The sequence below is a fragment of the Burkholderia sp. BCC0097 genome (genome assembly GCF_902832985.1).
GTDB classification, from domain to species: Bacteria; Pseudomonadota; Gammaproteobacteria; order Burkholderiales; family Burkholderiaceae; genus Burkholderia; species Burkholderia orbicola.
This window is the reverse complement of record NZ_CADFDM010000022.1, coordinates 1-18,589: the sequence shown is the minus strand read 5'-3', so window position 1 is coordinate 18,589 and position 18,589 is coordinate 1. Positions and strand designations below refer to the sequence as shown.

Genomic DNA, 18,589 nt, shown 5'->3' with positions numbered 1-18,589 from the left:
CGCGCGGTAGGCCGGCATGCCGGAAATGGTCGCCGTCTTCTCGAGCGCCGCGGGCGGCGCGAACTGACGGGTTTCGTGAAGAACCGATTCAATCGCAGACATCGACAACCCCTTGGTGAACATGAATCCTCTGCATGGCGGCGCGATCGTGCGCGCCGCGCGTCGTCCTGGCCGGCGCCTGCGCGCCGCTGTCTCCCACCACCCGCACGCAGCCGTGAAGGGCTGCGCACGATGCTGCACCGCACCACCTCACGCGAGCGTGACCCGCGGCCCGGCAGTTTCCACGATAAGCGCTCCAACTTACCCGTCACTTACGCGGCATGACCGTGTCGTGCGCCGGGCGGCGCGCATCGAGGGCGGCTTTACGCTGTTACAACCGCGACCCTACAATCCTAACTGAACTCGCCTTCCGGACTCCAGCTTGAATCGCTACGCCCTCTTCCTCATCCTGTCGATGCTGTTCGTCGGCAGCAACGTCGGTATCGGTAAATCCATCGTTGTATTCGTCCCGGTCGCCATCCTCGCCACGCTGCGCTTCGTGATCGCGATCGCCGTGCTGTGGCCGCTGTTCAGCCCCCTGAAGATGCGCGCGGTCAAGCGCGGCGAATGGCTGAACCTGTTCCTGCAGGCGTTCTTCGGCACCTTCATGTTCACGCTGCTGATGCTCAACGGCGTACAGCGCACCAGCGCGGTGGCCGCGGGCGTGATCACCAGCACGATCCCGGCGATCGTCGCGCTGTTCGCGTGGCTGATCCTGCGTGAAAAACCGAACGGCCGTGCGCTCGTGTCGATCGCGCTCGCGATCGTCGGCGTCGTGACGATCAACCTCGCCAACGGCAGTGCGGCCGGCCACGGCGCGCAGGGCGACGCGTCCGGCTCGCTGGCGGGCAACCTGCTGATCCTCGGCGCGGTGTGCTGCGAATCGATCTACGTGATCCTGTCGCGCCGGCTCACGCAAACGCTCGCGCCAATCGATATCTGCGCGTACACCCACCTGTTCGGCCTGTTCCTGATGCTGCCGCTCGGCGCAACCGCGTTGTGGCGCTTCGATTACGCGAGCGTGCCCGCCGGCACCTGGGCGCTCGTCATCTGGTACGGGCTGTCGGCCAGCATCTTCTCGTTCTGGCTGTGGATGAAGGGCATCCGGCACGTGCCGGGCAGCCTCGCCGGCGTGTTCAGCGCGGTACTGCCGATCGCCGCGGCCGCGTACGGCATCGCGTTCCTCGGCGAGCGCCCGACGCTCGCGCACGGCATCGCGCTCGCCTGTGTCGTCACCGGCATCGTGCTCGCGAGCCTGCGCGTGAAACGCGTGCCGGCGGCCGCCTCCTGATCCGTCCCCGGCAGTGCCGGCGCGTCGCTGCAGCGGCGCCGGCCGACGCGTTACAATAGCGCGCCTTTTCAAGATTACCCCCGATACCTGCGCACCGCGCCCGTACCCCGACATGTCCGCCCCGCATTCGCCCGGCCGTCCCGGCCGCCGCCCGCTTCGCCCCCTTCCCGCGCTGATTTTCATGAGCCGCTGGCTCCAGGTTCCGCTTTATCTCGGCCTGATCGTCGCGCAGGGCGTCTACGTGTTCCTGTTCCTGAAGGAGGTGTGGCACCTGCTGTCGCATGCGACCGGCCTCGACGAAATCAGCGTGATGCTCGCCGTGCTCGGCCTGATCGACGTGGTGATGATCTCGAACCTGCTGATCATGGTGATCGTCGGCGGGTATGAAACGTTCGTGTCGAGGCTCGGCATCGAGGGCCACCCCGACGAGCCCGAGTGGCTCGACCACGTGAACGCGGGCGTGCTGAAGGTCAAGCTGTCGATGGCGCTGATCAGCATTTCGTCGATCCACCTGCTCAAGACCTTCATCAACCCCGACCAGCACACGACGCACGCGATCATGTGGCAGGTGATCATCCACGTGTCGTTCCTCGTGTCGGCGCTCGTGATGGCGTGGGTCGATCGCCTGACGACGCACACGCACCCGGCCCATTTCCACGAGGCGCACGCACCGGCGGCGTCCCGACCGGCGGCCTGAACCGTCGGCAACATATTCCCCACTGTCCCCACAGAGTCTCAGCCATGACCGTCATCAAACAGGAAGACCTGATCCAGAGCATCGCGGATTCGCTGCAGTACATCAGCTACTACCACCCGCTCGACTACATCCAGGCCCTCGGCCGCGCGTACGAGCTGGAAGAGAGCCCGGCGGCAAAGGACGCGATCGCGCAGATCCTCACGAACAGCCGCATGTGCGCGGAAGGCAAACGCCCGATCTGCCAGGACACCGGCATCGTGACGATCTTCGTGAAGGTCGGCATGGACGTGCGCTGGGACGGCGCGACGATGGGCCTCACCGACATGATCAACGAAGGCGTGCGCCGCGGTTACACGCACCCGGACAACGTGCTGCGCGCGTCGATCGTCAATCCGCCGGAAGGCGCCCGCAAGAACACGAAGGACAACACGCCGGCCGTGATCCACTACGAGATCGTGCCGGGCGACAAGGTCGACGTGCAGGTCGCGGCGAAGGGCGGCGGCTCGGAGAACAAGTCGAAGTTCGTGATGCTGAACCCGTCCGATTCGATCGTCGACTGGGTGCTGAAGACGGTCCCGACGATGGGCGCCGGCTGGTGCCCGCCGGGCATGCTCGGGATCGGCATCGGCGGCACCGCCGAGAAGGCGATGCTGATGGCGAAGGAATCGCTGATGGAACCGATCGACATCCAGGAAATCATCGCGCGCGGCCCGAAGGACTGGGTCGAGGAACTGCGCGTGGAACTGCACGAGAAGGTCAACGCGCTCGGCATCGGCGCGCAGGGCCTCGGCGGCCTCGCGACCGTGCTCGACGTGAAGATCATGGCGGCGCCGACGCACGCGGCGTCGAAGCCGGTCGCGCTGATCCCGAACTGCGCGGCCACGCGCCACGCGCACTTCGTGCTCGACGGCTCGGGCCCGGCCAAGTTGGAAGCGCCGTCGCTCGACGCCTGGCCGAAGGTGCAGTGGGAACCGAACACGGAAACCAGCAAGCGCGTCGACCTGAACACGCTGACGCCGGAAGAAGTCGCGAGCTGGACGCCGGGCCAGACGCTGCTGCTGTCGGGCAAGATGCTCACCGGTCGCGACGCCGCGCACAAGCGCATCGCCGACATGCTCGCGAAGGGCGAGAAGCTGCCGGTCGACTTCACGAACCGCGTGATCTACTACGTCGGGCCGGTCGATCCGGTGCGCGACGAAGTGGTCGGCCCGGCCGGCCCCACGACGGCCACCCGCATGGACAAATTCACCGAGACGATGCTCGCTGAAACCGGCCTGATCTCGATGGTCGGCAAGGCCGAGCGCGGCCCGGTCGCGATCGACGCGATCAAGAAGCACAAGGCGGCCTACCTGATGGCGGTTGGCGGCGCGGCCTACCTCGTGTCGAAGGCGATCCGCGGCGCGAAGGTGCTCGCGTTCGAAGACCTCGGCATGGAAGCGATCTACGAGTTCGACGTGCAGGACATGCCGGTGACGGTCGCCGTGGATTCGTCGGGCACGTCGGTGCACCAGACGGGTCCGAAGGAATGGCAGGCGAAGATCGGCAAGATCCCGGTCGCCACCGCTTAAGCGCGATCGAACGAAAGGCCGGACGAGAGTCCGGCCTTTTTACTTCTCATTCTCATTATTGTGTTCGGCCGGTCGTTCAAGGCTGATTCTCATTACACGCAAAAGGCAGGCCCGACAAGGCTTCGAGGCTTGGCTTTTCTCGTTCGAGCGATTATCGTTCGGTTTCTGAAGCCCCACTGAACAAGGAAACAGCCATGCAAGGCGACAAGAAAGTCATCGAATATCTGAACGCCCAACTGAAAAATGAACTCACGGCGATCAACCAGTACTTCCTGCATGCGCGCATGTACAAGCACTGGGGCCTCGACAAGCTCGGCAAGCACGAATACGACGAGTCGATCGGCGAAATGAAGCACGCCGACTGGCTGATCGAGCGCGTGTTCATGCTCGACGGCCTGCCGAACCTGCAGGACCTGCACAAGCTGCTCGTCGGCGAGGAAACCGAAGAGATCCTGAAGTGCGACCTGAAGCTCGAGCAGATCTCGCAGTCCACCTGCAAGGAAGCGATCGCCTACTGCGAATCGGTACGCGACTACGTGTCGCGCGAGATCTTCGAAAAGATCCTCGACGACACCGAAGAGCACATCGACTGGCTCGAAACGCAGATCGACCTGATCGGCAAGGTCGGCCTGCAGAACTATCAGCAAACGATGATGGGTTCGCCCGAGTAATCGCGCTGCCCGCCAGCCCACCGCCCGCCTGACGATGACGAACCCGTCCCACGCTACCGCGCTGCGCGCCACCGCCCCTGTCGGCATCTTCGACTCGGGGCTCGGCGGCCTGTCGGTGCTGCGCGCCGCGCGCGCGCACCTGCCCGACGAATCGTTCGTCTACGTCGCCGACTCGCACCACGCGCCGTACGGCCCGCGCGACGAGGCCTTCATCACGGAACGCACGCTGGCGATCGGCGAGTGGCTCGCCCGCGAAGGCGCGAAAGCGCTCGTCATCGCGTGCAACACGGCAACGGCACGGGCGATCGCGGCCATCCGCGAACGCCTGTCGATCCCGCTCGTCGGCGTCGAGCCGGGCATCAAGCCGGCCGCCGCGCTGTCCGCGACCGGCGTCGCGGGCGTCCTCGCCACGCAATCGACGTTGAACAGCCCGCGCTTCCAGGCGCTGCTCGACCGCTACGGCGCCGGCCGCCGCTTCATCTGCCAACCCGGCCACGGGCTCGTCGAAGCGATCGAACGCGGCGACACGAACTCGCCCGCGTTGCGCGCGTTGCTCGAGCGTTACATCCAGCCGATGCTCGACGACGGTGCCGATACGCTGGTACTCGGCTGCACGCATTACCCGTTCTTCACAGAAACGATTCGTGACCTTGTTGGCGAGCGCCTGACGATCGTCGACACGAGCGATGCCATCGCCCGCCAGCTCGCGCGGGTGCTCGACGAATGCGGGCTGCGCGCGCCGGCCGGCACGCATGCCGCGCCGCCGCGCTTCTGCTCGACGAGCGACGGCCTGCAACTGCGCGCGCTCGCGTCCACGCTGCTCGGCCTCGACGCCCCAGTCGAATCCGTCACCATTTCCTCGCCGAACGCGCGCGCCTGCGCGACCGCCTGACGCTGGCCGGCGCGCCGGCTCCCCGCCGTAGCTGCCCCGCTCCCGCCGTTTCAAGGGTCCGATGACCTTAAAAAAAAGCCCGACCCAGGCTTGTCAACACCCGCAAAATTAATGATAATAATTCGCATTAACGTTAGCTATCGCAACTCATCATGATCGTCTGCGTGTGCAAGTCTGTTTCCGATCGCAAGATTCGCGCGTCCCTCGCCGAGGGCGTGAACTCTTTCGATGAACTCCAGTTCGAGCTCGGCGTGGCCACGTGCTGCGGCAAGTGCGAGGAGTCCGTACGCGACCTCATGGCCGAACAAGGCGTCTGCGCGAGCCGGTGCGGTGTCGAGCATCATGCTCATCCGATCCCGGTCACGTTCTACGACCGCAAGGCGGCCTGAGCGGCGCCGAGCGTGCGCATGCGGCCTAGGCCGCATTTTTTGTTTTGACCGTCAGCAAGCCACCGTCCGCGCGAGCCAACGGCTTACCTGTCAAGGAGCCTGTGATGGAATTGCTGATCGGATTCGTAACCACCGTTTGCATCTCGCTGCTGATCTTCCGCAAGTGATGCCGATTCACCTGCCGCGCCCCGGGTGCGACGTCGTTCTTTCAAGCTAACATGCAGGCTTCGCATCTCGCTCCTGCCGGCGCCATGCCGGCTGCACCACGTATGAATCCCCGAGTGATCGTCGTCGCGGTCGGTGTGCTTGCCGCACACGCGATCCTGCTGACGGCCGCGTGGCTCCATCGCAACGCGCCGCCGCCGAAATCGGTCGAGGTCCAGACGATCACCGCGCAACTCATCACGCCTGCGCCGATCGCGCAGCAGGTCGCGGCCGAGTCGATCCCGCAGCCCGCGCCGCCGAAGCCCGTGCCGCGCGTGAAGCCGAAGGTCGAGCCGAAGCCGGTGCAGAAGGCGGCGAAGCCGACGCCGCAGCCGCTTGCGCCCTCGCCGGCCCCGTCGCCCACCCCCGCGCCTGCCGCCGACCCAACGCCTGCTCCCGTCGCGCCCGCTCCCGCGGCACCAGCCGCCACGCCGGGCCCGGCGCGCGAAACGATGCAGGTCAGCGCGCCGAAGAACGTGCCGACGCTCCAATGCAACTTCGTGAAGCCCGACTATCCGTCGATGTCGCGCCGCCGCGGCGAATCGGGTACCGCCTATGTTCACTTCGTCGTCGGCGTGACCGGCAAGATCGAAAGCATCGATTTGCAGAAGAGCAGCGGCTATCCGCGCCTCGACGATGCCGCACTCGACGCGATGCGCTCGACCACCTGCCGTCCGTACGTCGAGAACGGCCAGGCGATCCGCGCCGCCCGCACACAGCCCTACAGCTTCGGGCTCACCGACTAACCTGCCTCATCCGGAAGATTCAAAGGAAACAAAAATGCAAAGCTACGGTATCGCGCACGTCTGGGCGCAAGGTGATTTCGTCACGCGCGCCATTGCGATCACGCTGCTCGTGATGTCGGTCCTGTCGTGGATCGTGATCGTCATCAAGGGCTGGAACGTGATCCGCCTGAACCGCCTCACGAAGAACGCCGAACAGGCATTCTGGCATTCCGACAATTTCGACGACGGCATCAAGAAGCTCGGCCTCGCCGCATCGACGCCGAACGACAATCCGTTCCTCGCGCTCGCGCTGTCGGGCAAGGAAGCCGCCGACCACCATCATCAGACGCAACCGCACCTGCACGACCGCATGGACGTGTCGGACTGGGTCACGCGCTGCCTGAAGGACACGATGGACGAAGGCATCTCGCGCATGCAGAGCGGCCTCGCAATTCTCGCATCGGTCGGCAGCACAGCGCCGTTCGTCGGTCTGTTCGGCACGGTCTGGGGGATCTACCACGCGCTGCTCGCGATCGGCGCCACCGGCCAGACGTCGATCGACCAGGTCGCAGGCCCGGTCGGCGAATCGCTGATCATGACGGCCTTCGGCCTGTTCGTCGCGATTCCCGCAGTGCTCGGCTACAACGCACTGACCCGCGCGAACAAGGGCGTCGTCAGCAAGCTGCGCCGCTTCGCGCACGGGCTGCACGCGTACTTCGTGACGGGCGCGAGCCTCGCGTCGTCGTCGACGCGCGACGGCCTGCGTCTCGCATCGCGCGCCGCCAGCTGAGACGAGGTGAACCATGGCCATGAACACCGGTTTCAGCGACGATGACGACGATACCGTGATGAGCGAGATCAACATGACGCCGCTCGTCGACGTCATGCTCGTACTCCTGATCATTTTCCTCGTGACGATCCCGGCGATGCAGCATGCGGTGAAGATCGACCTCCCGCACGCCAGCAGCCAGCCCGTCGACGAGAAGCCGCAGACCGTCGACGTCGCGATCCAGGGCGACGGCACGATCCTGTGGGACGACCACACGGTCACGCGCGAACAGTTGCAGGCACGCATCGCGGAAGCCGCGAAACGCACGCCGCAGCCGGAGCTGCATCTGCGCGCGGATCGCAAGGTGGCGTACGAGCACGTCGCGGAAGTGATGTCGGATGCGCAGGCAGGCGGCCTGACGAAGCTCGGCTTCGTGACGGAGCCGGGTGGAAAAGCGAAGAAGTAACGCACGCACGTCTCGCCGTCGCGGTCGCAACCGCGCACCTAGCCGGCCGCACCTCGCCGGCCACACCTAGCCGGCCGCACCTAGCCGGCCGCTCACAAAGTAAAAGGCCTTCATCGCCAGATGAAGGCCTTTTTTCATGCGCACGCGGGCGCCTTCGGGCGGCGGGCTCTTTGGCGGTATCGGTTGCGCCTCGAGCAACGCAAATGCGACTCTGCCGTGGTCTGCACGGACTGCGCGTTCTGCCCTATCTGGCTCACAATATATGCGGCCACCTGATTTCGCTCAGAACTTCCTTCACGAAATGGGATTTCAATATAGGCCCGCCCGCGCACGCATTCAAGGTTCCGGCGATTGAAACTTGCGATTGCAGGCGACGCTTCAATGACAAAACAAATTTGCGTCGTCGTGCACGCCGTGTTCAGGTGGCCGAAACATCGGCCGCGGCCTCCTGCTTCGCGCGCTCGGGGCAACCCGGCTCCTTGTACGCGCCATGGTCGAGCTTCTCGACCAGGTAATCGACGAACGCACGGACCGCGGGCGGCATCCCCTGCCGCGACACGAACACCGCATACAACTGCGGCACCGGCAGCGTCCAGCCCGGCATCACGGGCGACAGTTGCCCCGCGCGCAGCGCGTTGCCGTACATCATCTCCGGCAGCGCGGCGATGCCGAGGCCATCGAGCACGGCCTCGCGGATCGTCATCAGGTCGGCCGTCACGAGCCGCGGATCATGCTCGTGCACGTGGCGCGTCCCGTCCGGCGCGATCAGGTTGAATACGTGCCGGCCGTCGACGCTCGGCGTATCGAGCGTCTCGAAGCCGGTCAGGTCGTCCGGCGCCAGCGGCGGCGCATTCTGGCTCAGCAGGCTCGGCGCGCCGACCAGCATCTGCTCGGTGCGCCAAAGCGGCCGCACGACGATGTTGGCGTTCTGCGGCGGCTCGGAGCGCACGCGCAACGCGACGTCGATCGAATCCTCGAACAGGTCGATCACGCGATTCGTCACGCGGACATGCACCTTCACCTCGGGATAGCGGCGCAGGAATTCGGGCAGGATGCGCGACAGCATCGTCTGCGACAGCGTCACCGGCACGCTGACGCGCACCGAGCCCCGCGGCGACGCGCGCAACTGCTGCACCGCGTTCATCGCGGCCTGCGCTTCGGCGAGCATCGCCTGGCAATGCTGGTAGAACAGCTCGCCCGCCTCGGTCAGCGCGAGCTTGCGCGTCGAACGCTGCAGCAGGCGCACGCCGAGCGCCGCCTCGAGCTCGGTCAGGCGTCGCGACAGCCGCGATTTCGAGATACCCAGCACGCGCTCGGCGGCCGAGAAGCCGCCATGTTCGACGACCTGCGAGAAGTACATCAGGTCGTTCAGGTTATGTGCATCGATATTCATCTCATCGTTCCAATTTCAGAACAATCCATTGCGAACGGCCGCAAATCGGACGGGAAAACGCCCAATATAATAGCGCTATGTTTCAAAAATAACGCTATTCCGATGATTTCGAGGGCCTCCCATGACCACCACTCGCTCGCTTGATCGTACCTACCCCGCACTTCGCACCACCGAAGGCGGCGGTTTCGTGGTTCACCGTCCGTTCCCGACGCGGCTGCTGATGGACTTCGATCCGTTCCTGCTGCTCGATGAAATGGGCCCCGTCGACTACGCCCCCGGCGAAGCCGTGGGCGCGCCCGACCATCCGCATCGCGGCTTCGAGACCGTGACGTACGCGCTCGACGGGCGTTTCCGCCATCGCGACTCGTCCGGCCATGCCGGCACGCTCGGCCCCGGCGACGTGCAGTGGATGACGGCCGGCGCCGGCGTCGTGCACAGCGAGATGCCGGATCCGGCGTTCGCCGAGGCAGGCGGGCGTTCCCACGGCTTCCAGCTGTGGGTCAACCTGCCGCGCCGCGACAAGATGATCGCACCGCGCTACCAGGAGATCCCGGCCGCCCGCATTCCGACCGCGACGTCGCCGGACGGCCGCGCGCGCGTGCGCGTCATCGCCGGAGAAGCATTCGGCGTACAGGCCGCGATCGAGACGCGCACGCCGATCCTCTATCAGCACTTCACGCTGGAGCCGGGTGCAACGGTCACACAGCCCGTGCCGGCCGGTTATCGCGTGTTTGCCTATCCGATCGACGGAACGGGCCTCTACGGGCCTGACAGGCAGACGGTCGACGCTCGGCACATGATCGTCTACGGCGACGATGGCGACACCGTCACGTTCGCTGCGGGTGACACGTCGCTCGACCTGCTGCTGATCGGCGGCGTGCCGCTTAACGAACCGATCGTCCGCTACGGCCCGTTCGTGATGAATACCGAGGAAGAGATCCGGCAGGCCGTCGTCGACTACCAGACCGGTCGCATGGGTCGCATCGAAGCGTGAATCGGATCGGGGTCACAGGGGCCGCGAAGCCGATGGTTTTGCGTCACAATAAGTTCTTGAACCATGTGGCCAGCCGCCACCAGAAGGAACCCGCCCCTTGAACTTCGAACACCTGATCCAGATCAACTCCGACGAACCGGGCGTGCCGAGCCTCACCCGCGACCAGCTCTGGGAAGGCCTCGTATTGCGTGCCGAACAGCCGCAACTGTTCGTGATCGGCCTCGACAGCTGCGTCATCCACGAACGGACGGACACGACGCTCGAACGCGAACTCCATTACGGCCACGCGACCGTGCGCGACCACGTGACGTTCACGCCGAACCAGCAGGTCCGCTATGACATCCGCGCGGCCGATGGTGAGATCGGCGGCTCGCTGACGATGACGATCGAGGAGCGCGACGACCGCCAACTGTTCCTGCGTTTCGAATACCGCACGACGCTAACGGTCACGGACGACAGCGAAGAAGCGCGACAGACGCACGGGATCGTCAAGGAGGCGTACCGCACGTCGGATATCGACACCGTTCGTCTGATCCGCGAATACGCGCAGGGGCGCAAGGACCCCGATCCGCTGCACTGAACCTGGCGGCGGCCTGCGGGCCGCCGCTTTGATTCAAACTATCAGACCAGGCCTATCGATCGATAAAGAGTTTTTGTAAATGGGAATAGTTATCATTTAGAATTCATTCCATCGTATCGACAGTCACCGATCAAACCGAATGACCGACACCATGCGCCCGACCACGCTGACCCTGCGCCGCACCACCAGCACCGCAGCCAGCAGCCGTCAGAAGACGGCAGCGGTCACCACGCCGGCGAAACCCGCCGGCAACCGCGATGCAGGCACGCGGGTCGTCAACAGCGATACGCTGCTGCAAGGCCAAAGCCACATCAGCATCGCGCATAACGGAGAAACTTATCAGTTGCGGGCCACGCGGCTCGGCAAACTGATCCTGACGAAGTAACGACCGAGTATTGTGGGGACCACCTCCCTGAGAGGTGTTGGGCAGTAGCCAGCGTAACGGCTTGCACGCGAGATCTAGACCCCTTCGTGCAAACACACTCAAGCAGCCGTTGCAGCAAGCCAAGCCACTTTTTTTGGTTCTCGCACAAGGAAGAAAAAAGCGACACGTCGATGGACGTGTCGCTTTTTGTTTGGGCAGCCAATGCGTGAAGCACGGCGCCAGGCTCGTGGCTGCCGTCAATGCGCGACAGCGAGAAGCGGCATACTCGTCGCGTCAGAACCCCCAGAACATCAACCACCATGCGCTGTCGACGACGGCCAGCCCAACGGCGAACCACGCGAATGCCGCGAGCCGGCGTGGCCACGCCGCATAGCGCCCCGTCACCTTCCACGCGAGCCACGCACTCCATACGTTGGCGCCAACCAAAATCGCGATGCGCACATCGGTTGCCCAGCCGAGCGGCACATGCTCGGCGCGCAGCAACGACAGCGTCGTGGCCGACAGCCCGAGAAACACGCCCGCCCCCGCGATCGGGATCAACGCCTGGGCGAGGTGATGCAGGCGCACGCGATCGAAGCGGCCAAGCATCAGCGTCGCGCCGGCCAGCAACACCAGCAGCGCCGTGCCGTACACGAGCCCCGTGCCGACGATGTAGCTGACGACCAGCCCGCCATCGAGCCAGGAGAACACGTCGTTGCGGTCCGGGTAGTGCGTGAGCAGAAACCACGGCGCATTGGTCTCGAGCGGCCACGTGATGTCGTGGTCGATCAGCCAGCCCGCGAGCCACTGTTTGATCTGCACGAACCACGGGCTGACGGTCCAGTGGAACGCGCCGATCGCCACGCCGAGCAGGCCGTACAGGATCAGTGCGGTGTCCCACGGGTTGGCCCGCTCCGCACCAAGGTTCACGACTTCGTCGGACGGCGAGCGCAGCGACAGCGAGATCGCGTCACGGTGCCCGCTGCAGCGGCCGCACATATGACAGTCCGCCGCGCCCTTCATGTTGCGCAACGGCACGAGCGGCGCGCAGTTGATCGGAATCACGCGATGGCCGTGCTCGCCGTTCTTGTACGAACGGCGCCACGCATCCTCGTCGACCTTGTAGCGCATCGGCGCGAGCCGCGCGAGCAGCCCGAACACGCCGTTGACCGGACACAGGTACTTGCACCACACGCGTTTCTCGCGGCCGTACAACAGGCCGATCACGATCGCGCCGACGGTCGAGCCGCCGAGCACGAACAGCACCGCGAGCGGGTACTGGTACACGCTGACCATCTGCCCGTAGATCGTCGTGATACCGAACGCGACGAACGGCCAGCCGCCCCACCGGATCCAGCGCGGAATCGGGCCGCCACGGCCAAACTTGCTCGCATATTCCGTGAGCGCGCCCTCCGGGCACAGCACGCCGCACCACACGCGACCGAGCATCACCATCGACAGCAGCACGAATGGCCACCAGATGCCCCAGAAAGCGAATTGCGCGATGAGCGTGAGGTTGTTCCACAGATGCGCGGAATCGTCCGGCAGCGGCAACACGGCCGGCACGATGATCAGGAACGCGTAGACGGCAACGACGATCCACTGGATACCGCGAATCAGCGCACCGTGGCGCTGCATCCACTGGCCGGCCTGCGCGAGCCAGCCCGGCTTGACGGCGGCGACAACGCTCATGCCGCGCGACCCGCTGCAACGGCCGGACGGCGGCTCGCGCGCTTCATCAGCAGCCACACGACCGCCCAGTACACCGCATAGGCCACCAGGTTGGTCAGCGCGGGGTGTGCGCGATAGCCGGTCAGCGTCGCGACGAGCGAGCCGAACGTGCCCGAATCATCGAGGATCGCGGACGTATCCCACACCTGCGAGATGCCGAGCGGCAGGATTTCCTTGTCGATCAGCTTGTCGACGCCGGTCTGGAACAGGCCCGCGCCGAGGAACAGCAGCATCACTTCGGTAACGCGGAAGAAATGCCGCCACGAGAAGTACTTGCCGCCGAGCTGCAGCAGGTAGAACGTGAGGAATGCGAGGCCAAGGCCGATCACGACCGCGAGCATCTGGCTGCCGTCGACGTGGCCCGACTGGCCGAAACCGAGGCCGTACAGGAAGATCACCGTCTCGCTGCCTTCGCGCGCGATCGCGAGCGCGACCAGCACGGCGACGCCCCACCAGTTCGAATCGCGCGTGCTTTGCTGCAGCGACTGCTCCATGTCGCGCTTGAGCGTGCGGCCGTGCCGGCGCATCCACAGCACCATCTGCACGATCAGCACGCACGCGATCAGCACCATCGCCGTCTGGAAATAGTCCTGCGCGTCGCCGGACAGCACTTCGGTGAACCCGACCAGCGCGGCGCCGAGGCCGACGGCCATCAGCAGGCCGACGCCGACGCCGACCCAGAGGAAAGGCAGGCCGCGGCGCGCATCGTCGTCGCCGTTTTTCAGCCATGCATAGAGAATGCCGACGACGAGCAGCGCTTCGACGCTCTCCCGCCAGACGATGAACAAGATCTGACCCATCGATACCTCCTGACGCGCGGCACAAGGGACTGGTGCGCCCGCGCGCAGATAAAACGCGTTACTTCGCGACGATCACGCCCTGTGCCTGCTGGTGGAAATCGTCGAAAAACTTGTATTCACCCGGCGACAGCGGGGCGACTACCACGAACGAATCGGCGCCCGGCGCGAGCACCTTCTCCTTGCGCAACTGCACGCTCTCGAATTCGGCGGCGCCCTTGCCGGTGTTCCGGATCTCGATCTTGAAACGCTGGCCGGCCGGCACTTCGATGCGGGCAGGATTCAGCTTGCCATCCGTCATCTCGAGCTTGAACGTCGGCAGATCGGCTGCATGCGCCGCGCCGGCAAGCCACAGCACAGCGGCCGCGGCAACGATTTTCTGGGGAATTTTCATTCTGGGTTCTCTACGCCGACGGCGCGCCGAAGCGCGCCGTTCGTGATGCCACCGATCAGTAACCGCCCTTCTTGCCGATACCGGCGAACGGGAAGTCGTACTCGAGCGTGATGGGCTTGAACCACGGGCCCACGCCCGTTTCCTTGTCGACGTGGCGACCGAACGCCATGTGACCCGACTGCATCGGCGGCTTGACGACCATCGTCAGGTGATACTTGCCCGGGCCGGCGAGCTTCACGTTGTCGCCGTAGTGCGGGCCGTCGCTCGCGACCATGCCCATCAGGTCGCCTTCGGCCTTCCACTTCGTGTCGCCCTGCTTCGTCAGCTTGTACGTGACCTGCAGGTACGGCATCCAGTCGCCTTCCGCGAAACCGGTCGGGTTGTTCTTGACCGCATGGATGTCGGCCTCGAGGTGAATGTCGGAATCCGACGCCTTGCGCATCATGCCTTCCGGGTCCATCGTGATCGGCTGCAGATACACCGCGCCGATTTCCATGCCGCCCTGGATCTGCTGCTTGCCGATCGGATACTCGGCAGCCGAGGCCGACATCGCGGCAAGCGCCGCCGCTACCGCAACCGTCGTGCGGATGAACGAAGAACCCAACATGGACACTCCTTGTTATTTGTCTGACTATCTTGACGACATGCGAGCCGCCGCCGGGGCCGCCCGCTGGAAACACTAACGCGACGAAGAACGTTAATGCGAACTATTCTCAATACATGCGGAGTTTAGCACCGAACCTGTTCCGGAACAAACGGAGAGCGCCGTAAACCCCTGATCCGACAAGGCTTACAGGCGCTTTACCAAAAGGATACGGTGACGCTTGGAAAGATTTACCGGCCGCCGCTGATGTGGTCGCCGACGTTCGCGCCGAACACGCGTTCGCGCAGCACGGCAAGCTGGTCGCGGGTCGCGGCGGCCTTCTCGAATTCGAGGTTCTTCGCGTAGTCGGCCATCTGCTTCTCGAGACGCTTGATTTCCTTCGCGAGCTGCTTTTCCGACATGTCCTCGAATTTCGCGCGCTGTTGCGCCTCCTTCAGCTCCGCACGCGCGTCGTCGGCGTTGTAGACGCCGTCGATGATGTCCTTGATGCGCTTCACGACGCCGCGCGGCGTAATGCCCATCTTTTCGTTGTAGGCGATCTGCTTCGCGCGGCGCCGCTCGGTTTCGCCGATCGCGCGCTTCATCGACTCGGTCATGTTGTCCGCGTAGAGGATCGCCTTGCCATTCACGTTCCGCGCGGCGCGGCCGATCGTCTGGATCAGCGAGCGCTCGGCGCGCAGGAAGCCCTCCTTGTCCGCGTCGAGGATCGCGACGAGCGACACTTCGGGGATGTCGAGGCCCTCGCGCAGCAGGTTGATCCCGACCAGTACGTCGAACGTGCCGAGCCGGAGGTCGCGGATGATCTCGACGCGCTCCACCGTATCGATGTCGCTGTGCAGGTAACGCACCTTGACGCCATGGTCGGCCAGGAACTCGGTCAGCTGTTCGGCCATGCGCTTCGTCAGCACGGTGATCAGCACGCGCTCGCCGGCCTTCACGCGCAAGTTGATCTCGGTCAGCACGTCGTCCACCTGCGAGCTCGCCGGCCGTACTTCGATTTCCGGATCGACGAGGCCCGTGGGTCGCACGACCTGCTCGGCGATCTGCCCGGTCACGCGCTTCTCGTAGTCGGCCGGCGTGGCCGACACGAACACGACCTGGCGCATCTTGCGCTCGAACTCGGGGAACTTCAGCGGCCGGTTGTCGAGCGCCGACGGCAGGCGGAACCCGTAATTGACGAGATTTTCCTTGCGCGCGCGGTCGCCGTTGTACATGCCGTTCAGCTGGCCGATCAGCACGTGCGATTCGTCGAGCAGCATCAGCGCATCGGGCGGCAGGTAGTCCACGAGCGTCGGCGGCGGATCGCCGGGCGCCGCACCCGAGAAATGCCGCGAATAGTTCTCGATGCCCTTGCAGAAGCCTAGCTCCTGCAGCATTTCGAGATCGAAGCGCGTGCGCTGCTCGAGGCGCTGCGCCTCGACGAGCTTGCCGTCGCGATGGAAGAACTCGAGCCGTTCGCGCAGTTCGTCCTTGATCGTCTCGACCGCGCGCATCACGGTGTCGCGCGGCGTCACGTAGTGCGACGACGGATACACGGTGAAACGCGGAATCTTCTGCCGCACGCGCCCGGTCAGCGGGTCGAACAGTTGCAGCGTCTCGACTTCGTCGTCGAACAGTTCGACGCGCACGGCCATTTCCGCGTGTTCGGCCGGGAAGATGTCGATCGTGTCGCCGCGCACGCGGAACGTGCCGCGCTGGAAGTCCTGCTCGTTGCGCGTATATTGCATCGCGATCAATCGCGCGATCACGTCGCGCTGGCCGAGCTTGTCGCCGGCGCGCAGCGTCAGGATCATCTGGTGGTATTCGGACGGATTGCCGATACCGTAGATCGCCGACACCGTCGCGACGATCACCACGTCGCGACGCTCCATCAGGCTCTTGGTCGCCGACAGCCGCATCTGCTCGATGTGCTCGTTGATCGACGAATCCTTCTCGATGAACAGGTCACGCTGCGGCACGTAGGCCTCAGGCTGATAGTAGTCGTAGTACGACACGAAATACTCGACCGCGTTGCGCGGGAAGAACTCGCGGAACTCCGCGTAAAGCTGGGCCGCGAGCGTCTTGTTCGGCGCGAACACGATCGCTGGGCGGCCGAGCCGCGCGATCGTGTTGGCCATCGTGAAGGTCTTGCCCGAGCCGGTTACGCCGAGCAGCGTCTGGAAGGCAAGGCCGTCGCCGATGCCTTCGACGAGCGTGTCGATCGCGGTCGGCTGGTCGCCCGCGGGCGGATACGGCTGGTAAAGCTGGAACGGCGACCCTTCGAAGGTGACGAATTTGGATTCGTCGAGCGCGTCGCCGACTTCGGCATGATGTTCGGACATGGAATGCGGCCGGAGCAAGGGCAAAGAAAGCATTCTAGCGCTTCGCGGCCGCGCGAACTGCTGTCGGCTCCTGACGGGCGACGGCCCACCCGAAATCGCGGTTGGCCGCCCGAATCGCGACGGAATCACCGCCCCCGTCAGCACGAATTCGCTACAATGTCAGGCTGCTGCGCTTTCCGGCGTCGCGCCGCAGGCGCGGTCCACTGCGCCCGCCCCGCCGGTTGAAAGCCTGACCCTCTTTTCACTACTGCCGAATCATCATGTCGCTCTTCTCCGCTGTCCAGCTTGCTCCCCGCGACCCGATCCTGGGCCTGAACGAAGCCTTCAACGCCGATGCGCGTCCGACCAAGGTCAACCTCGGCGTCGGCGTGTACACGAACGAAGACGGCAAGATTCCGCTGCTGCGCGCGGTTCGCGACGCGGAGAAGGCACGTGTCGAGGCCGGCCTGCCGCGCGGCTACCTGCCGATCGACGGGATCGCCGCCTACGATGCGGCCGTGCAGAAGCTGCTGCTCGGCAACGACTCGCCGCTGATCGCGGCGGGCCGCGTGGTGACGGCCCAGGCACTGGGCGGCACGGGCGCGCTGAAGATCGGCGCCGATTTCCTGCGCACCTTGAACCCGAACGTGAAGGTCGCGATCAGCGATCCGAGCTGGGAAAACCACCGCGCGCTGTTCGAAGCGGCCGGCTTCGAAGTCGTCGCATACCCGTATTACGATGCAGCCACGAACGGCGTGAACTTCGAAGGCATGCTGTCGGCGCTGAACGGCTACGCGGCCGGCACGGTCGTCGTGCTGCACGCGTGCTGCCACAACCCGACCGGCGTGGACCTGACCGAAGCGCAATGGCAACAGGTCGTCGACGTCGTGAAGGCGCGCAACCTCGTGCCGTTCCTCGACATGGCCTACCAGGGCTTCGGCGAGAACATCGAAGCCGATGCCGCCGCCGTGCGCCTGTTTGCCGCGGCCGACCTGAACGCGTTCGTGTCGTCGTCGTTCTCGAAGTCGTTCTCGCTGTACGGCGAGCGCGTCGGCGCGCTGTCGATCATCACGTCGAGCAAGGAAGAAGCCACGCGCGTGCTGTCGCAACTGAAGCGCGTGATCCGCACGAACTACTCGAACCCGCCGACCCACGGCGGCGCAGTGGTCGCAGCGGTGCTCGCGTCGCCGGAACTGCACGCTTCGTGGGTGCAGGAACTCGGCGAAATGCGCGATCGCATCCGCGCGATGCGCAATGGTCTCGTCGAGCGCCTGAAGGCAAGCGGCGTCGACCGCGATTTCAGCTTCATCAACGCGCAGCGCGGGATGTTCTCGTATTCGGGCCTGACCTCGGCACAAGTCGATCGCCTGCGCGACGAGTTCGGCATCTATGCGGTCGGCACGGGCCGGATCTGTGTGGCCGCGCTGAACACGCGCAACCTCGACGCGGTCGCCAATGCGGTCGCAGCGGTCCTGAAGTAAAGCCGCGCCGGGCGGCAGCCGTCCCCGGCGTCGCCCTGTCGACATGAAAAACGCGCTCCATGGAGCGCGTTTTTTTGTGCCGTCAGCTCAGCGGGCGGCGACACCGCCGCCCCCGCGTTACTGCATGAACCAGCCGTGGCTGACGACTACCGACTGGCCCGTGAGCGCGGCGCTCGGGAATGCCGACAGGAACAGTACCGTCTGCGCGACGTCCTGCACCGTCGTGAACACGCCGTCGAC

Annotated in this window: 19 protein-coding genes and 1 pseudogene; 13 read left to right on the top strand and 7 right to left on the bottom strand. The window is 65.0% G+C overall.

All coding sequences use genetic code 11. The features are described 5' to 3' along the window. Positions 1–421 precede the first annotated feature (421 nt). The 9 genes from HWX07_RS36435 to HWX07_RS36395 all read left to right on the top strand — a co-directional run bounded on the left by HWX07_RS36435 (position 422) and on the right by HWX07_RS36395 (position 7,711). Positions 422–1,330: a DMT family transporter gene (locus HWX07_RS36435; RefSeq protein WP_175879467.1), complete on the top strand. Its 909-nt coding sequence runs from the start codon at positions 422–424 to the stop codon at positions 1,328–1,330. 112 nt (positions 1,331–1,442) lie between these two features. Then, entirely contained in the window at positions 1,443–2,027 is a 585-nt protein-coding gene (locus HWX07_RS36430; protein ID WP_006478317.1) for a TIGR00645 family protein, read from the top strand. Positions 2,028–2,071: 44 nt separating this feature from the next. Then, positions 2,072–3,595, top strand: coding sequence for a fumarate hydratase (locus HWX07_RS36425; protein WP_175879466.1), 1,524 nt, complete (start codon positions 2,072–2,074; stop codon positions 3,593–3,595). Positions 3,596–3,789: 194 nt separating this feature from the next. Continuing rightward, entirely contained in the window at positions 3,790–4,266 is a 477-nt protein-coding gene (gene bfr / locus HWX07_RS36420) for a bacterioferritin (protein WP_006482753.1), read from the top strand. A gap of 34 nt (positions 4,267–4,300) precedes the next feature. Beyond that, a complete protein-coding gene (murI, locus tag HWX07_RS36415; RefSeq protein ID WP_175879465.1) occupies positions 4,301–5,158 on the top strand; it encodes a glutamate racemase in 858 nt (285 codons plus the stop codon). A gap of 152 nt (positions 5,159–5,310) precedes the next feature. Further along, complete coding sequence (locus HWX07_RS36410; RefSeq protein ID WP_006482749.1) at positions 5,311–5,547, top strand: (2Fe-2S)-binding protein; 237 nt, start codon at positions 5,311–5,313, stop codon at positions 5,545–5,547. A gap of 218 nt (positions 5,548–5,765) precedes the next feature. After that, positions 5,766–6,497 (top strand): energy transducer TonB, encoded by a 732-nt coding sequence (locus tag HWX07_RS36405; protein ID WP_175879464.1) that lies wholly within the window; start codon positions 5,766–5,768, stop codon positions 6,495–6,497. 34 nt (positions 6,498–6,531) lie between these two features. Beyond that, the gene (locus HWX07_RS36400) at positions 6,532–7,266 is read left to right on the top strand and encodes a MotA/TolQ/ExbB proton channel family protein (protein WP_006483875.1); all 735 of its coding nucleotides are present in this window, start codon (positions 6,532–6,534) and stop codon (positions 7,264–7,266) included. A gap of 13 nt (positions 7,267–7,279) precedes the next feature. Next, positions 7,280–7,711, top strand: a complete 432-nt coding sequence (locus HWX07_RS36395) for a biopolymer transporter ExbD (protein WP_175879463.1) — start codon at positions 7,280–7,282, stop codon at positions 7,709–7,711. Positions 7,712–8,129: 418 nt separating this feature from the next. Here HWX07_RS36395 and HWX07_RS36390 read toward each other — a convergent pair whose 3' ends face one another. Beyond that, complete coding sequence (locus tag HWX07_RS36390) at positions 8,130–9,104, bottom strand: LysR family transcriptional regulator (protein ID WP_006478309.1); 975 nt, start codon at positions 9,102–9,104, stop codon at positions 8,130–8,132. A 121-nt stretch (positions 9,105–9,225) separates the two neighbouring features. On the opposite strand from HWX07_RS36390, the gene HWX07_RS36385 reads away from it, so the two are divergent. From HWX07_RS36385 to HWX07_RS36375, 3 genes are all read left to right on the top strand, one after another. After that, positions 9,226–10,098: a pirin family protein gene (locus tag HWX07_RS36385; protein ID WP_175879462.1), complete on the top strand. Its 873-nt coding sequence runs from the start codon at positions 9,226–9,228 to the stop codon at positions 10,096–10,098. A gap of 97 nt (positions 10,099–10,195) precedes the next feature. Next, on the top strand, positions 10,196–10,678 hold the full coding sequence (locus tag HWX07_RS36380) for an SRPBCC family protein (RefSeq protein WP_006478307.1): 483 nt from the start codon (positions 10,196–10,198) through the stop codon (positions 10,676–10,678). A gap of 139 nt (positions 10,679–10,817) precedes the next feature. Beyond that, positions 10,818–11,063: a hemin uptake protein HemP gene (locus HWX07_RS36375; protein WP_012328883.1), complete on the top strand. Its 246-nt coding sequence runs from the start codon at positions 10,818–10,820 to the stop codon at positions 11,061–11,063. Positions 11,064–11,336: 273 nt separating this feature from the next. Here HWX07_RS36375 and HWX07_RS36370 read toward each other — a convergent pair whose 3' ends face one another. The 5 genes from HWX07_RS36370 to uvrB form a co-directional block, all read right to left on the bottom strand. Beyond that, positions 11,337–12,734, bottom strand: a complete 1,398-nt coding sequence (locus HWX07_RS36370; protein WP_053525977.1) for a 4Fe-4S binding protein — start codon at positions 12,732–12,734, stop codon at positions 11,337–11,339. Beyond that, a complete protein-coding gene (locus HWX07_RS36365) occupies positions 12,731–13,573 on the bottom strand; it encodes an FTR1 family protein (RefSeq protein ID WP_124557678.1) in 843 nt (280 codons plus the stop codon). The genes HWX07_RS36370 and HWX07_RS36365 overlap by 4 nt, the downstream gene beginning before the upstream one ends. A gap of 58 nt (positions 13,574–13,631) precedes the next feature. Further along, a complete protein-coding gene (locus HWX07_RS36360) occupies positions 13,632–13,964 on the bottom strand; it encodes a cupredoxin domain-containing protein (protein WP_175879461.1) in 333 nt (110 codons plus the stop codon). Positions 13,965–14,019: 55 nt separating this feature from the next. Beyond that, positions 14,020–14,571, bottom strand: a complete 552-nt coding sequence (locus HWX07_RS36355; protein WP_006483880.1) for an iron transporter — start codon at positions 14,569–14,571, stop codon at positions 14,020–14,022. 227 nt (positions 14,572–14,798) lie between these two features. After that, the gene (gene uvrB / locus HWX07_RS36350; RefSeq protein ID WP_175879460.1) at positions 14,799–16,889 is read right to left on the bottom strand and encodes an excinuclease ABC subunit UvrB; all 2,091 of its coding nucleotides are present in this window, start codon (positions 16,887–16,889) and stop codon (positions 14,799–14,801) included. A 260-nt stretch (positions 16,890–17,149) separates the two neighbouring features. Between uvrB and HWX07_RS36345 the strand changes: the two genes are divergently transcribed. After that, the gene (locus tag HWX07_RS36345) at positions 17,150–18,349 is read left to right on the top strand and encodes an amino acid aminotransferase (protein ID WP_006478300.1); all 1,200 of its coding nucleotides are present in this window, start codon (positions 17,150–17,152) and stop codon (positions 18,347–18,349) included. A 117-nt stretch (positions 18,350–18,466) separates the two neighbouring features. Here the strand turns inward: HWX07_RS36345 and HWX07_RS36340 are convergent. Then, positions 18,467–18,589 (bottom strand): annotated as a pseudogene (locus HWX07_RS36340) (3-hydroxybutyrate dehydrogenase); the annotation flags it as partial.